The organism is Steroidobacter gossypii (assembly GCF_016801985.1).
In the GTDB taxonomy this organism is placed as follows: domain Bacteria; phylum Pseudomonadota; class Gammaproteobacteria; order Steroidobacterales; family Steroidobacteraceae; genus Steroidobacter; species Steroidobacter gossypii.
In genome coordinates this window covers 142,306-157,558 of sequence record NZ_JAEVLS010000001.1, presented here as the reverse complement: position 1 = coordinate 157,558, position 15,253 = coordinate 142,306, and the positions used below count along the sequence as shown (strand labels likewise).

Here is a 15,253-nt window from a genome sequence, read left to right as displayed (position 1 = left end):
GGCTCCCTGGAGGGTCGCGGCTCATTCAGTGCGCGGGCACTTGAATGCGCACGACGTCCTTCAACACGCCATCCAGGCCGCCGAAGACGGTGAGCTTGTCGACCTTTTCGGTGACCTTCTCCAGCGTCTCCAGCTCCTTCAGGCGCAGCAGCGTCGGGTTCTCGTCCATGAGGCGGGCCGTGTTCAGAAGCGAACGCGTTGCCGCGGTCTCTTCGCGACGCTTGATCAGGTTCGCCTGCGCGACCTTCTCGGCTTCCACGACCCGGTTGAGAATGTCCTTCATCTCGCCCGGCAGGATCACATCCTTGAGACCCACGCTGGCCAGCTTGATGCCGTGCTGTTCGATCTTGCCGCGCGCCGACGCCTGGATCTCGCGGTCCAGATCGCCCTTGGCGCCCAGCAACTCGTCCAGCGTGCGGCTGCCGATCGCCTCACGCAACGCGAACTGCAGCTCCTTGTAGATGTACTCCACGAAGTTCTGCAGCCCGGCGCGCGCCTGCACGACGTCCTCGACCTGCCACAGGGCGGTGAGGTTGACGCGCAGGCTGACCTTGTCCTTGGTCAGGATGTCCTGACCCGACACTTCCATGGTCTGCATACGGCGATCCACGAGCTCGACCTTCACAGTGCGCTGGTATTTCCAGAACACGTGCAGGCCCGGCTCGAGCAGCTTGGTGAACTTGCCGTCCACGATCAGCAGGGCGACCGACGTGTCGGGCACCTCGACGATGCTGGCCGCATCGAGCACCTGCGTCAGCAGCGGCTGCCGTGCGCGGCCAAGCAGCTTGGCCACCGGCTCCGACGCTTCCACATCCGCCGAGATGTCGATCTTCTCGACTTTCACCTCGATCGGGCCCTTCCAGTAGAGCTGGCGCTTGCCCGGTGCCAGCACGCCGCTGAACTTGCCGTTCTTGTGAACCAGGCCGACTTCGTTTTCGGTCAGCTCGACGATGTCGAAGTACCGCTCCATGGTCGCGCGAGCTTCCTTCACCAGGAAGTCCACGCGAGCGTGTTCGAACTCCGGCACCGTGAGGTCGTACAGCTGCGCCGCGATGTCGTTCATCGGCGCGACGAGCCAGTGTTTACCCGGCTCCAGCACTCCTGCAAAGGTCTTGTTCTTCCAAACCAGTGCACGCTCATGCTGGGCGACGGTGATTCGCTTGATGGTCATGATCGTCTCCTTGTTGTTTCTGTCACTCGCCCAATGCAGTCGCCTGGCGACTGCAATTTTTGAATTAAGTCCGAAGCCACCCCACGCCTATCGCGCGGTCGTCGCGGTCGAGGCGCCTTTCGACAGTGCGAACCGCGGCTTCCTCGCCCGTGCCTCCCTGGCGCGGGGCGTTTCTGCAAACGTTTCATCACTGAACCCGGGCGCGTCGAGCATCGACGAGCAGAGCGTGATACGCGCTGCGCTCCCTATCTCATCCACTGCCGTGCATGAGGATCGAGAGCGCTGGGGCGCTTCGGTCGACACTTTCGTGTCATCAAGGGATGCTTCTGGCATCAACAGGGGGAGTCGAACCCCGGCCTTGCGGCCTGCCGTTGCAATAGAGGGAGTCGAACCCTCGGCCTGGCAATCGAAGTTGCCTGCTCTACCCACTGAGCTACATTGCATGGAGGTTAGGTTCGCGCTTCGCGCGGTACACACAGCAGCAGGGCTGCAGTGCGCCAGTGTGGTTCGAACCACAACCGCTGACACGAAACGCTGGCCTGGACCACGGTACCGCTGCGCGTTCACGTGCGATGAGCGCGCAGCAGGATCCTTGAATTCTCGATAAATGCGGCAGACGGGTTTGTTTCGTCTGCCGATATTTCCAATCTATGACAGGTGCAACCGTGAGTTTCTTGGCACGCCCTGGAGCAGGAACTCCATCTGGTCGGCCAGGATCTTGCGATTGCTCAGAATGAATGCTTCGTACCGATTGGGAACATACGGCACGTAATGCAACTTCATTCCTGCGGCCTCCGGCGTGCGGTCGGCCTTGCGGTGATTGCATGCCTTGCAGGCTGCGACCAGATTCATCCACGAGTCTTCACCGCCCTTGGAGCGCGGCTGGATATGCTCCATATCGAGCTCCGCGGCCTTGAACCGCCGCGCGCAGTAAGCGCAAATGTGACGATCGCGCGCGAGCAGCATGTCCTTGGTGAGCATCGGCACGTGATCGAAGTTGCGGACGATGTAGTCCTTGCCCTTGATCGCGATGATCGAGTTCGCCCGAATCAACGACTGGATGCCCGTCGCTCGCTGCCTGCCTCCGCGCAAGAGAAACTCATTCGTGCCTGTCGCCCACGCGATCATGTCGGTCGCGTAGTAATGCGCCGCTTCGCGCACGCTGATCCACCGGTGCGGAGCGCCGGCGATGTCTAGCGCGAGAATGTGCGGACTCATCGTTACTCCTCCTTTGGTTGGTGAATCGTGCGGTTGAGATTGGGGTGGCGTGCGGGACTCGAACCCGCGACCTCCGAGTTCACAGCTCGGGACTCTGGCCTGCTGAGCTAACGCCACCAATGACTGTCTATGGTGCGACGTGAAGGATTCGAACCTTCGACCTCCGGCATCGCAAACCGGTGCTCTGATCCAACTGAGCTAACGTCGCGCGATGGAATATTTCAGAGCGAGCGAGGCCCTCACGCTTGCACGTGCTGCAAAAATATCTCACTGCTCTGTGGGTGCTCACGCTCGCATGCGCCGAGGCGATGCAAGGGTGAGCATCCGCGATGTTTCCAAATTGTTAAACAGCGTCCTGTCCGAGCGTGCGGAGCAGGGGACCATACGCATGCGCGTACGCGTCCGGATCGAGGGCGTTACCTCGCGGACGGAGCACTGTTTGGAAGGTTTTGCCGCCTGAAACGGATCGTTTGGAAGATCCGAGGTGGCTGAAGGCTCCCGTGGGTGCCCCGTCCGGCTTGCGCCTTCGGGGCAAGGAGCCCGGAAGGCGCTACCGATCGAGTTCGATCACGAAGCTGCGACGTTCATTCGCAAACGGCCGTGACCAGCTACCCGGATGCGACGGGCAGCCGACCGCGGCGCGTTGCGCGCTCAGTCTTTCTATGGCTGTTCCGTGGATCGAGAGCATTTCAGTTTCGCTTCAATATTGCGGCCGGAGCCGCGGTTCAAATCAGGCGCGGGAAGATAGCAGCGCTTTCCCGCGCCTGCAAATGTTTCTTGCGGGCGTTCATTTATCTAATAAAGCCGAGGGGCCTTGAGGCGCCGTTAGCAGCGCCTCCGCCTCGCGAGACCGAACGGCAACAGCGCGATCAGAGCCAGGATGCCGAAGCTACCGCCGCCGCCACCGCCGCCGCCGCCACCGCCGCCGCCGCCACCGCCGCCGCCGCCACCGCCGCCGCCGCCGGTGCCGCCGCCACCATCACCACCACCGGGGTTGGTGGGCGGAAGCCCGGCAACCGAGACGGACGCAGACGCTGTGTCATTTGCGGAATTGGTATCGGGCTGTGCACCTGTCACATCGACGTTGACCGCGAAAGTGCCGGCGGCAGAAGGAGTCGTGCGGACGACAATCGTGGCTGACTGATCATTGCGCAGAACGCTGGCCGTGCACCTGGCGACATTGTTTGCAACGACACACGGGCTGCCATCGATGGTGGCAGTCGTGGCCGATGCGGCCGTCGGAAGCTGCACTTCAACCTGTACTTGCGTGGCGTCGAACGGACCGTGATTGGTCGCCGTCATGGTGTACTCGAGCGACGAGTTGACCGTCGCCGAACTAGGCTGCGACGTGAGCGTCAGTTCCAGATCGGGCTCGATCGACATTTCAATGACGCCGTGGCCTGCACTCGCTGCCAGAATGCGATGCGGATGATCGGACGTCACTTTCAGCGACGTGATGCGTCCCCCTGGGTAGTAGTTGGGCATGAGTCGCTGGAAGGTGGCGCCACCGTCGACCGACCGAAACACGTTGCCGAAGTAGCGCGCGGAGCTGAAAGCGTCGAGCGGCGAACTGATATAGATGATGTCCGGATTCACCGGATCGAACGCGATCGCCTCGACTGGCGCATCGGGCTTGCCTGGCAGTAGATCGAGCATCTGCCAGGTGTCGCCGCCGTCCGTCGTTCGGTAGGCGCCTTCAAACGTTCCAACTAGCAGGGTTTGTGCATCGGATGGATGCGCGGTCACCGACTGGATGGAGCTGCTGGCGGGTTCCGTCCCTGCGACCGGCGCCCAGTTTTGACCGCCGTCGGTCGATCGATAGAGAACGTCTCCTCCAGTGTGCAGCAGCGCATAGAGCTGTGTCTGATCGGCGCCCACAGTGATATAGCTGGCGTTGACAGAGCCTGTATTGGGCAGGCCATTGCTCATTCGCGACCAGTGATCGCCCAGATCGTCGGAGCGGAAAATGCCCGTTGCGGTCGTTGCATAGACCGTCGTCGCTGTTCCATTCTGAGCAGCGGCCAGCGAGTTGATCCAGCTGGAGGGTGGCGCGGCTGCGATCGTCCAGGTGGCGCCGAGGTCCGAAGACAGCGCGACGGTCGAGTCGACGTAGCTCGCAATCAGCGTGTTTGGCAGTGACAACACCGACGTGAGTCTGTGTGGGGCGGAGGTACCGGGATCTGGAAGCGGGGAGTCGACCACGATGTCCACATCGCCCTGGCCGGGGCGCACGCCCGCGATGCCATACCCAGTAACACGGAAGAAATAGTGTCCCGACGAGGTCGCCGTCGGAGAGAAGCCTTCCGCAGACGTGGCCGCAATGCCGGCATCAGCCCGATTCCAGGTCGCTCCTGCGTCGGTGCTGGCGAGAATGCCGCTGGGCCCGAAAAGATACAAACGTGCGCTGTCGCTCGGGTGAATCTCCAGTTGTCGCTTACGGGCTGTGTCGGCTGCCAGGGGCGCAGGTACTGCGCTCCAGCTCGCGCCCCCGTTCGTGGTGCGCATGAGTGTCTGATCGGACATGGCCGCGTAAACAATCTGGGAATCGTTTGGATCCACGTCCACATCGACGGCCGAGCCGGTCAGTGCCGGCGACCAGAGAACGCCGTTGTCGCTGGTGAGAAGCGTGGTCTGCGTTGCCAGCCACAGGCGATTTGGATTCTGTGGATCGATGGTCATCGCCGCTATGGTGTTTTCTTCCCCGAGGGTCGGCGCCCAGATGACCGTCCAGTTCTCACCTCCATCGGTGCTGCGATAGGCGCGCCTATAGGTGGTCGCATAAACGTTCTGGGGATTGGTGGGATCGACCAGCAGCTTCGTCACAATGAATTCGCCTGTCGAAAAAGACAGCTGGCCGCGCACCTGTCGTGAGGCGCCGCCGTCCGTGCTGCGATAAACGAAGTCATCCATCGAGTAGTAGACAGTCGAGCCATCTCCTGCCGCGGCCATCACATGGTAGTCGATGTATAACGGGGCCCAAGGCAGCAGGCCGGTCATCACTTGCAACGTTTGCCCGCGGTCGTCACTGCGCAATGTGCTCATGTATGCAGAGGCAACGAGCACGCGATCGGGATGGACAGGGTCCACCGCGAGTTCGGTCGGGCGGAAGTAGATTGGCAAGCCATCGGTGCTCGTGTGTTGCCAGGACGATGCCGAATCGCTGGAACGATAGAACCCATTCGAGGTCGCCACGTACATGGTCGCGGTGTCCGTGGGATGAAACTCTATGTCAAAAATCGAACCGCCCGAGGGGCCGAGCGGCGTCCAGGTATTGGTGCCTGCGGCGGCGACGTTTGTTACGCCGAGCGCAAAGGTGATGAGCAGCAGACCCCGCCGGGTCCATGAGGCATTGTTATGTAATCCGGTCGATACATTCGACGCCGAGTCCGTGACTTGCATCTCCACTCCCGCTGATTCTGTCATGCGGCTGATCTCGCCGCTGTCTGTGCAACCGCGCAAGCGTAGCACAGCCGCTGCGAGTCACGGTCGAAGCGGGCTGCTTACTCCGCTGTGAGCTTCGCTGCCAGCTCGCGAACTTCATCGGGCGAATGTTCACCGGCGAGCGGAGTGCCGGGAATGAGATGTCGCCCCATGGCCAACCCGCCGATGAGTACCGGCTCGTAGCCGACATCCCGTATCAAGGCGGAAGCGATCGCGATGGCTTCTTTGTCATCGCCAGCGATCGGCATTCCAATCCTCCCTGGTGCTTCATGCGCCGAACCCATGCGAGCCGCGCCGATGGCATTGAAGGCGCGAACGATGCGAGCGCCGGGTAGCAACTCTGCTGAAGCGAGACCCGCGCCTTTGTCACGAGCCCAGTCGGCGATCTTGCCGTCGCGCGAAGGGAATGGATTGCAGGCGTCGATGATGACTTTGCCTTTGAGTTCGTTACGGAGAGACTTCCCGAGCTCGGGCAGCGCGCCGTAAGGAACGGCAATCAAAATGACATCGCCGAAAGCGGCGGCCTCTTTGGGCGTGCCGGCTCGAGCGCCGCGGCCGAGTTCGGCAGCGAGTGTCTTGTCTCGATCCAGATTGCGAGACGAGAACATGACTTCGTGACCGGCGTTTACCCACGTGCGGCCGATGGCGCTGCCGACATTGCCCGAGCCAATGACACCGATCCGCGTGCTCTTCGAGCTTGCCGCATGTGCGCGCAGCCCGGCGGTCAGCAATGCGGTGGTCGCGCCGGTGACCTGGAGGAATCGGCGGCGGCTCAGAAAAGAGAGTGGGGTCTTCATGGCAGCCTCGCATTTGGTTGCATGACAACACAGCGAGGGTAGACCTCGCCGGTGCGGCTGGCCAGTCTGGCAGTCGGTATGGCCCAAAGGGGTTGTTGCCGAATCCCATGGCCGTGTGTTATCAAAGCACCATGAATTTCGCATCTGCCCGCTATTGGTTCTACTTTTACTTCTGGTATCCGAAGCCAATGGCGGAAGGATTGCACTCGATTTAACCCAACCCACCGAGTACACCTGAAAAACCGCCAGCCCTCTGGCGGTTTTTTTTTCCGCCGGACCTGGCCGCTGGAGTTCACCATGCACGCCCGCACCGACGATTTACGCATTCGTGAGATTCGTGAGCTGGTCACGCCTCACGAGGTCATGAGCGAGTACCCGACCACGGACACTGCTGCCGCCACGGTGGCGCAGGGTCGCAGAGCAATGCAGGAGATCCTTCACGGCCGTGACGATCGGCTGGTGGTGGTGATCGGGCCCTGTTCGATTCACGATCCAGTCGCGGCCATGGACTATGCGCGGCGCCTGCAGGAACAGCGCGAGCGCTTCAAGAGCGAGCTCGAGATCGTGATGCGCGTGTACTTCGAGAAGCCGCGCACCACGGTCGGCTGGAAAGGACTCATCAACGATCCCGATCTCGACGGAAGTTTCAATATCAATCGGGGCCTGCGCATCGCGCGCCAGCTGTTACGGGACATCAACGATCTCGGCCTGCCTGCGGGCTGTGAGTTTCTCGACATCATCACGCCGCAATACATCGCGGATCTCGTCGCTTGGGGCGCCATCGGTGCGCGCACCACGGAAAGTCAGGTTCATCGCGAGATGACGTCGGGGTTGTCCTGTCCGGTCGGATTCAAGAACGGTACGGATGGCAATGTGAAGATCGCCATCGACGCGGTTCAGGCGGCTTCTCATCCACATCATTTTCTGGCAGTCACCAAACAAGGCCACAGCGCCATCGCCACCACCGCTGGCAATTCGGATTGTCACGTGATCCTGCGCGGCGGCAAGGCTCCAAACTACGATGCGCAGAGTGTGGATGCGGTGTCTCAGCAACTGCTCGCGGCCAAGCTGCCGGCCCGCTTGATGATCGACGTGAGCCACGGCAACAGCAGCAAACGTCCCGAGAATCAGCCGATGGTGATCGCCGATATCGCTGCCCGCATCGAGGCCGGCGAACAACGGATCTGCGGCGTCATGGTGGAAAGTCATCTCAAGGCCGGCCGACAGGATCTGACGCCGGGCAAGCCCCTGGAGTATGGCCAGAGCATCACGGACGGCTGCGTCGATTGGCCGACGTCGGTGCAGATCCTGGAGCGCCTGGCGCGCTCGGTGGCCGGCCGGCGGGCCCGGGCTGAGTCGAGATTGGCTAATTCAGTGGAGATTAGCTAAACTGCAGTCCGGCGATGAAGGATTGCCGTCCTAGGATTGCAGTGATGGCCAGACGCACCCATGCAAACCTGCCCAAGGCCTCGGTTCTGAAGCCCAAATCCGCCCCGACGGCGGACGCACCAGCACGGCGATCGGTGCCTGCCACGCAGGCCAAGAACCGCTTCGGTGAAATCCTGCAGACCGCGCGGGACTCCGGTCCCGTCTTCATCGAACGCCACGGTCAGGCGCAGGCCGTGGTGCTCGATATCGACACTTATAACAAGCTCACCTCCAACGAGCGCACCCACCAGGAACGCGAGCTCGATCATTGGGCCCGCGAGTTCGATTCGCTGCATGCCAGGATGCAATCTCACAAGGCGCGGCGGGCGGTGGATGCTTTGTTCTCCGCCACCGATGCTGAGCTGAATCGCCGAGATACCTGAGCGAGTGGCGGAACGTCGCGGCCGCATCGTGGTGGCGGCCGGCACCAATGGTGCCGGCAAGAGCGTCATCGCGGGAGAGTTTCTCGCCGCGCGCGCCGAAGGAATCTATTTCAATCCGGATCTCGCGGCGAAGGCGATGGTGGAGCGTGACGGCATCACGCTGGAGGAGGCGAATGCCCGAGCCTGGAATCTAGGCTTCCAGCTTCTAAACCGTTCCATCGAGCGCAATCAGGATTTCAGCTTCGAGTCGACGTTGGGTGGTAACAGCATCACGCAAGCTCTGTTGCGTGCCGCCGCCTCCGGGTTGGATGTTTTTGTTTTCTACGTGGGGCTGGACTCGCCGGAACGGCACATCGCCCGCGTGGCCGCGCGGGTGGCCCGGGGCGGTCATCCCATCCCTTCGGCGAAGATTCGAGAGCGATATCCGAAGAGTCTCGCCAACCTGATCAAGCTGCTCGGCTGCGCCAAAGAAGTGCGTGTCTACGACAACTCGCTCGATTCCGCGGACGGCACGCCGCGCGCTCGCCTGGTGTTGAGCATGTCACGACAACATATCGTGAATGGCCCGCTCGACGCTCTGATTTCAACGACTCCTGAATGGGCGAGGCCGGTCGTGGCCGCCGCCATCCGAATCCACGAGCAAGCTGTTGTCGACAAATCGAAGCCGTGACATTGCAAGGTGTCACGCGGCTCGAATCATGAGCGGTATACAGAACAACTGAACATTGTCACGAGGCCGTCTCTGACACTCGATGGCGCGCTGCGGTTGCCTCCAAACAAGGGGAATCAACTGTTGACACAACATTGTTCCTCGCGCTGAATCCCAGGCGCCCACAGTCCTCATGGTTACTCACGGAAGGAGTTGCATCATGAACCGATGCCGAGGATTCGCTGTCGCGTCATTGTCGATAGCCTGCGGTCTATGCTGGTCAGCGCTCGCTGGCGCACAAGAAATATCTCCGACGCAGGACGCCGAGCGTCATTTCGATGCAAGGCTCGATCTCAACCGCGCGTTCACCGCCGCGCGGTCCGCGGCCACCCTTCAGCCTCGAGCCATTCAAGGGTTGGTCGCCAATGTGGAAGAGCTCACTGTGGAATCCAACGAAACCACAGGCGCGGTGAGCTCGCTATCCAGCCAGCGTGGCTATCTGACGGGCGCGACGAGAGGGCGCCCGATGGATGTGGCAACCGAGTTCATTCGCAACAACGCAGCTGCGCTTGGGCTCGAGGCCGCCGATCTACAGGGATATGTGGTGACGGACTCTGTTTATTCGCGCGTTACTGGCGCCACACACATCTATCTACAGCAGCGTCATGCCGGCATTCCGGTGTACAACGCCCAGCTGCAGGTCAACGTAAATCGAGACGGCCGCGTCATCAGCGTGAACAATTCATTTTTGCCGGGACTTGCGCAGTCGGTGCGGCAACTCCATCCGCGTATACAACTTGGCGAGGCAGTCGCGGCGGCCGCGAAGTTTTCGGGCATCGCCGTTCCGACGCAGCTCCAAGTGGTGCAATCGGACACTGGCCCGCAGCGCGCGACGCGGATGAGCCATGAGGGGCTGTCGCTGGCGCCGATCAATGGACGGCTGATGTTGTTGCCCATCCGGCGAGGGGAGGCGCGCCTGGTTTGGAACTTCCAGATCCAGACGCTCGATGAACAGCACGCCTGGGATTTCACGGTCGACGCCGAGAACGCCGAGGTCTGGACGCGCTTCGATCAGACAGTCGCGGATCAGTATCGGGTCTATGCCCACCCGGTTGAGAGCCCGAATCACACCAGCCCACTGCCGCCGTCCGACGGCCGCACGCTGGTTGTGAATCCCGCCAACAGCACCGCGTCTCCTTTTGGATGGCACGATACCAACGGTTCGGCGGGGGCGGAGTTCACAACCACCGAGGGCAACAATGTCCACGCTTACACCGATACCGACAACAACAATTCGCCGGACAGCGGCTCCAGCCCGAGCGGCGGTGCATCACTGAACTTCGACTTCGCAATTAACCTCTCGGGAGCGCCGAGCACGTATCGGCCGAGCGCAGTCACCAATCTGTTCTACTGGAATAACATCATCCACGACGTACAGTATCAGTATGGATTCGACGAGGCCGCCGGCAACTTTCAACTGAACAACTATGGGCGTGGTGGAGCGGGCAACGATTCCGTGAGAGCCGAAGCCCAGGATGGCGGTGGAACCAACAATGCAAACTTCTTCACACCGGCGGATGGATCGCGGCCGCGCATGCAAATGTATATATGGACCAGCCCCAACCCGGATCGCGACGGCGATCTGGATGCGGGCATCGTAGTCCATGAGTATGGCCATGGCATTTCCAATCGGCTCGTCGGCGGACCGTCGAACGTCAACTGCCTCACGAATCGTCAGCAGCCCGGCGAGGGCTTGTCCGATTGGTGGGCGCTTGCATATACGGCCCGAGCGTCGGATACCGGCGCGACTCCTCGTGGCATGGGAACTTATTCGTTAGGGCAGGCCACCACAGGCACCGGCATTCGCACGCAGCGTTACAGCACCGATCCAGGCGTCAATACGTGGACGTATGCGAGCATCAACGGCATGGCTGTTCCGCACGGGGTAGGCTCGGTCTGGGCGCAGGCAGCCTGGGAGGTGTATTGGAAGCTAGTGGATGAGTGGGGCTTCAGCGCCAATCTCTACAATGCAACCGGCAGCGCCGGCAATCAACGTATGATGCTGTACGTCAACGAAGGGTTGAAGAACACCGCCTGCAACCCGACGTTTACTCAAGTGCGCGACGGCATCATTCAGGCCGCCATCGACAATCATGGCGGCGAAGATGTTTGTCGCATTTGGGAAGCCTTCGCGGCGTTCGGTCTGGGCTCGAACGCAGTCAGCGGCGGCTCCGGCAGCACCGCGCCGACGAATGGCTTCAATGTTCCGGCCTCTTGCCAGGGCGGCGGAGGCGACGTGGTCTTCGAAGATGACTTCGAGACCAACCTTGGCTGGCAGACCAACCCGAACGGCACGGACACTGCTGTGTCCGGCGCATGGGAGCGCGGCGATCCGGAAGCAACCAGTTCCAGCGGCACAAAACAGCTTGGCACCACCACCAGTGGCGTCAACGCGTTGGTGACCGGTCGGCTGGCAGGCTCGAGTGCGGGTGTGAACGATATCGATGGTGGCGTCACCTCGATTCGCTCACCGGCCATCACTTTGCCGGCCGCGGGCACGTTGACTCTCACGTTCAGTCAGTATCTCGCGCACGGCAGTAATGCGACCAGCGCAGACTTTCTGCGTGTGAGCGTCGTGGGTACAACGACCAGCGTCGTGTTCCAGCGGCTTGCATCGGCGAGCGATGTCGATGGCGCCTGGTCGACTGCGACGGCCAGTCTGAATGCGTTCGCCGGGCAGACCGTGCGTCTGCTGATCGAAGCGGCGGATGCTGGCACAGCGAGCCTGGTCGAAGCAGGCATCGACGATGTGCGGATCACGCGTCAGTGACGTTTGATTGTTAGTCCACGCGGCGCGGGCCTGTTCGGGCCCGCGCTGCTATGATCGAAACATGACACTGCATCGTTCTCTCATTCCGATTCTGCTGGCCACGGCGCTCGTCGCTTGTCGCTCCGACTCTGCGGTGCGCGCTGCGAGCCTCGATCAGGAAATCGAGCTCGCACCGAAACAGCAGGCCGTGTTCGCTCAGCAAGAGTTGCAGGTGGAGTTCGTGCGCGTCGTCCAGGATTCGCGCTGTCCGACCGATGTGACCTGTGTGTGGGCGGGCGAGGTCGAAGTGGAAGTGTCGACTCGGAGAGATGCATCCGAAGCCGTGCCTCACTTCATCAAGGCCGGTGAGCACGCAGCAGTCGGCGGATTGCGCGTGACGGTGGTGCGGGTTCGACCCGAGCGCGTCTCGACACGCGAGATCTCACCGGAGCAGTACCGCGTCACCTTGAAAGTGGAGCGTTGAAAGTGGAGCGGCCTTTATAACTTCGCAACGCGCGCCGAACCGTCCGGTCGAGTGTAGACGCGCACCTTTTCGCCCTCTGCAAAGTCCTGGTCCGCCGGTTGGACGATCGCGAGGGTTTCGCCGCCGTTATTCATCTCGACCAGCAATTCCCAGGCCTTCTGCTCTGTAGCCTCTTTTTCGGCCTTTCTACCGGCGACCGCGCCTGCAACTGCGCCCACCGCGCCGGCCACGCTCGATCCGGATCCTGAACCGATGGTTCTACCGACGGTGTTGCCGACATAGCCGCCGCCGTAAGTTCCTATGACCGACGATCGGCCATCGATGGTGGCTTCCACCACCTGCACGACCGTGCCTTCGCGCACCGTCCAACTTCGATGCACATCGTATCTTGAATACGTCGGCCCGCTGCTGCTGCAGGCGGCAGAACTCAATCCAAGAACGATCAGCAACGCTGGCCCGAGTGCGCGCATGGGAGTCTCCACGACGATCCATTCGATGAAACCCTGCTCGCAATTTTGCTCCGGTGTTGCTGAACGCAGCTTAACCAAGGGCTCGCGTCGGGTACGTCCGCCGAATATAGTGACGGGATGCCTCGATCCGAGCACTTCGGCCTGACTTCGCAGCAGGTCCAAAATTTCATCGACTGCGGTTTCGTCAAGATCGAAAACGCCTTCGACGCCGACCTGGCGAAACAATGCAGGCACGAGCTATGGGCGGAGATCGGCTTATCGCCGGATTGCCCCGAGCACTGGACTCGACCAGTGATTCGCGTGGCTGCCAAAGCTTCGCCGCCGTTCGTCGCAGCGGCCAATACACCGCTGCTGCATCGAGCTTACGATCAACTCGTCGGGGAGGGGCGATGGCTTGCGCCCAGGGGGCTCGGCACCTTCCCGATTCGCTTTCCGTCGTCACAGTCTCCAGGGGACGATGGTTGGCATGTGGATGCGAGCTTCGGAGAGAACAATCCCGATTTCATGGAGTGGCGCGCCAATGTGAAGAGCCGCGGGCGCGCATTGCTGATGCTCTTTCTGCTCTCTGACGTGGGCCCTGAAGACGCACCCACCAGGATACGGAAATCTTCGCATCTCACGATCGCACGCGAGCTGCTTCCCCATGGCGAAGCCGGCGCGACGCTCCGTCAGCTTTCCCCGCAACCTCATCGCGGAACGCGACCGCGTTTCATGGCGCAGCCGCCGTTGTTTCCTAAGGGTGAGTTCGATCCCGCGTTGCCGCCTTCGCCAGTACAGATAGCGATTCGTCAGGCGTGCGGCCTTCAGGCGTTCGCCCCGGCCTGACGGCCTGCTTGTCGGCGCAGCCAGCTGACTAAGGTCTTCGCTGCGTCTCGCATCACAGCTCCGTGTGGCGTGACGATCCAGTACGCCGCGGCCAGCGCAACTGCATGCGATCCGAACGGGCGGATCAGCGTGCCGGCCTCAAGATCGTCGAGAGCGAGTCGATGCTGTGCAAGCGCGACGCCAAGGCCTTGGGCTGCCGCGCGCAGAACCAGGTCGGACGAGGTGAAGCGCGTCCCCTTGCGAACATCGAGTTCCGGAGGGCCGAACTCATCGCGCCAGAGTTGCCAGCTGGCGCGCGGATCGCGATCGTGCAGCAGCCGGAGCCGTCGCAAGTCGGCAAGTTCGCGAGGCCGCCCGGCATTGTTCCAATAAGCAGGGCTCATCACAGGATACAGCGCGTCATCCATCAGCGGCTCCGCAGTGACGCCGGGCCAAGTTCCTGCGCCCATGCGAATAGCGAAGTCGCTGGCCGAGTTCTGCAGATCGTCGAGCCGCTGATCGACCAGCACTGATACCTCCAGCCGCGGATGCGCTTTCTGCAGCGCCGGCAATCGCGGCAGCAACCAGCGTGCGGCAAACGAAGGCGTGGTCGATACCGTCACAGCACCACGCGAGCGCTGTTCACGAACTGCATCGGCGGCGCGGTTGATATCGCCGAGCGCGCTCAATGTCGTGCGGGCGAGTCGCTCTCCTTGCGGCGTCGGAACGAAGGCGCGAGGTCCGTGACCACGCTCGAGCAGGGCGACGCCGAGCCACTGTTCGAGCTCGGCAACGTGTCGACTGACCGCAGAGTGCGAGACATCGAGTTCGCGAGCAGCGGCGCGCACGCCGCCCTTTTCCACGGCCAGCGCGAAGGCGCGAAGTGCATTCAATGGAAGCATGGTCTAAGTATTAGACCAGACGGCGCCCTCCTTGGACCAGCCGAATGGCCCACACTGGGTCATGAGATGCAATGACACCAGAAAACTTCCATGGAAGCGCTGATCGCCTGCGCCAGCCTCATCGCTCTTGGAGCGATCACGCCGGGACCGAACAATTTCGCCGTACTGCGGATCGCGGTCGCTCAGGGCGTGCGGCCTGCGATTCCCGCCATGGCAGGAATCGTGCTGGGTGGTCTTGCGATGCTGGCACTCGCGCAACTTGGCCTTGCGGCGCTCATCGACTTGCATCCGTGGCTTCGGAGGGCGATCGCCGTCGTCGGTGGCGCTTATCTTGTTTGGTTGGGCGTTGCTCTTGTTGTTCGCAGCTTTGAGCCTTCCGTCGCTTCCAAAGGCCCCGAGCGTGGCGCGCCCGATGGGTTGGTTGCCTTGTTCGCTTTTCAGTTCACCAACCCGAAGTCGTGGACCTTGGTGCTGACAGTCAGCGCGGCGGCCTCCGGCGTCGCGAGTTTCGCATCGACCGCGATGCTGTTTTCGCTGTTCCTCGCCATTCCATCGGCTGCCCTTGTCTCCTGGGCCGTATTCGGCCGACTGATCGCGCCGCTGCTGCGAGAACCGGCGGCGCGAGCCCGCTTCGATCGTGCGATGGGTGTGTTGCTGGGTGCATCGGCGCTCGCATTACTAACTCAACAATGACCAG

Annotated in this window: 13 protein-coding genes and 3 tRNA genes; 7 read left to right on the top strand and 9 right to left on the bottom strand. The window is 61.8% G+C overall.

Features of this window, described 5'->3' with window-relative positions; translation table 11 throughout:
* Window positions 1-25: 25 nt before the first annotated feature.
* The 7 genes from JM946_RS00750 to JM946_RS00720 form a co-directional block, all read right to left on the bottom strand.
* A complete protein-coding gene (locus JM946_RS00750) occupies window positions 26-1,171 on the bottom strand; it encodes a slipin family protein (protein ID WP_203165229.1) in 1,146 nt (381 codons plus the stop codon).
* Between the two features lie 371 nt (window positions 1,172-1,542).
* A tRNA-OTHER gene (locus JM946_RS00745) sits at window positions 1,543-1,614 on the bottom strand.
* A 205-nt stretch (window positions 1,615-1,819) separates the two neighbouring features.
* A complete protein-coding gene (locus tag JM946_RS00740; protein WP_230979416.1) occupies window positions 1,820-2,389 on the bottom strand; it encodes an HNH endonuclease in 570 nt (189 codons plus the stop codon).
* A gap of 40 nt (window positions 2,390-2,429) precedes the next feature.
* A tRNA-His gene (locus tag JM946_RS00735) sits at window positions 2,430-2,506 on the bottom strand.
* Between the two features lie 13 nt (window positions 2,507-2,519).
* Window positions 2,520-2,597: transfer RNA gene (locus JM946_RS00730), tRNA-Arg, on the bottom strand.
* 617 nt (window positions 2,598-3,214) lie between these two features.
* Window positions 3,215-5,812: a VPS10 domain-containing protein gene (locus tag JM946_RS00725; protein ID WP_203165228.1), complete on the bottom strand. Its 2,598-nt coding sequence runs from the start codon at window positions 5,810-5,812 to the stop codon at window positions 3,215-3,217.
* Window positions 5,813-5,889: 77 nt separating this feature from the next.
* The gene (locus JM946_RS00720; RefSeq protein WP_203165227.1) at window positions 5,890-6,627 is read right to left on the bottom strand and encodes an NADPH-dependent F420 reductase; all 738 of its coding nucleotides are present in this window, start codon (window positions 6,625-6,627) and stop codon (window positions 5,890-5,892) included.
* 297 nt (window positions 6,628-6,924) lie between these two features.
* Between JM946_RS00720 and JM946_RS00715 the strand changes: the two genes are divergently transcribed.
* From JM946_RS00715 to JM946_RS00695, 5 genes are all read left to right on the top strand, one after another.
* Window positions 6,925-8,016: a 3-deoxy-7-phosphoheptulonate synthase gene (locus JM946_RS00715; RefSeq protein ID WP_203165226.1), complete on the top strand. Its 1,092-nt coding sequence runs from the start codon at window positions 6,925-6,927 to the stop codon at window positions 8,014-8,016.
* Between the two features lie 44 nt (window positions 8,017-8,060).
* Window positions 8,061-8,438: a type II toxin-antitoxin system prevent-host-death family antitoxin gene (locus tag JM946_RS00710; RefSeq protein WP_203165225.1), complete on the top strand. Its 378-nt coding sequence runs from the start codon at window positions 8,061-8,063 to the stop codon at window positions 8,436-8,438.
* A 4-nt stretch (window positions 8,439-8,442) separates the two neighbouring features.
* Window positions 8,443-9,108 carry a zeta toxin family protein gene (locus tag JM946_RS00705; RefSeq protein WP_203165224.1) on the top strand — a complete coding sequence of 222 codons (666 nt, stop codon included), beginning with the start codon at window positions 8,443-8,445 and terminating at the stop codon, window positions 9,106-9,108.
* A 199-nt stretch (window positions 9,109-9,307) separates the two neighbouring features.
* Entirely contained in the window at window positions 9,308-11,917 is a 2,610-nt protein-coding gene (locus JM946_RS00700; protein ID WP_203165223.1) for a M36 family metallopeptidase, read from the top strand.
* Between the two features lie 61 nt (window positions 11,918-11,978).
* Window positions 11,979-12,380, top strand: a complete 402-nt coding sequence (locus JM946_RS00695; RefSeq protein ID WP_203165222.1) for a hypothetical protein — start codon at window positions 11,979-11,981, stop codon at window positions 12,378-12,380.
* A gap of 14 nt (window positions 12,381-12,394) precedes the next feature.
* Here JM946_RS00695 and JM946_RS00690 read toward each other — a convergent pair whose 3' ends face one another.
* On the bottom strand, window positions 12,395-13,075 hold the full coding sequence (locus JM946_RS00690; protein ID WP_218042536.1) for an outer membrane lipoprotein: 681 nt from the start codon (window positions 13,073-13,075) through the stop codon (window positions 12,395-12,397).
* On the opposite strand from JM946_RS00690, the gene JM946_RS00685 reads away from it, so the two are divergent.
* Window positions 12,968-13,675 carry a phytanoyl-CoA dioxygenase family protein gene (locus JM946_RS00685; RefSeq protein WP_203165220.1) on the top strand — a complete coding sequence of 236 codons (708 nt, stop codon included), beginning with the start codon at window positions 12,968-12,970 and terminating at the stop codon, window positions 13,673-13,675. The two genes, JM946_RS00690 and JM946_RS00685, sit on opposite strands and share 108 nt — an antisense overlap.
* Here JM946_RS00685 and JM946_RS00680 read toward each other — a convergent pair.
* A complete protein-coding gene (locus JM946_RS00680) occupies window positions 13,654-14,556 on the bottom strand; it encodes a LysR substrate-binding domain-containing protein (protein ID WP_218042534.1) in 903 nt (300 codons plus the stop codon). The genes JM946_RS00685 and JM946_RS00680 overlap by 22 nt on opposite strands.
* Window positions 14,557-14,646: 90 nt before the next feature.
* Here JM946_RS00680 and JM946_RS00675 point away from each other — a divergent pair, with 90 nt between their 5' ends.
* A complete protein-coding gene (locus JM946_RS00675; protein ID WP_203165218.1) occupies window positions 14,647-15,249 on the top strand; it encodes a LysE family translocator in 603 nt (200 codons plus the stop codon).
* Window positions 15,250-15,253 lie beyond the last annotated feature (4 nt).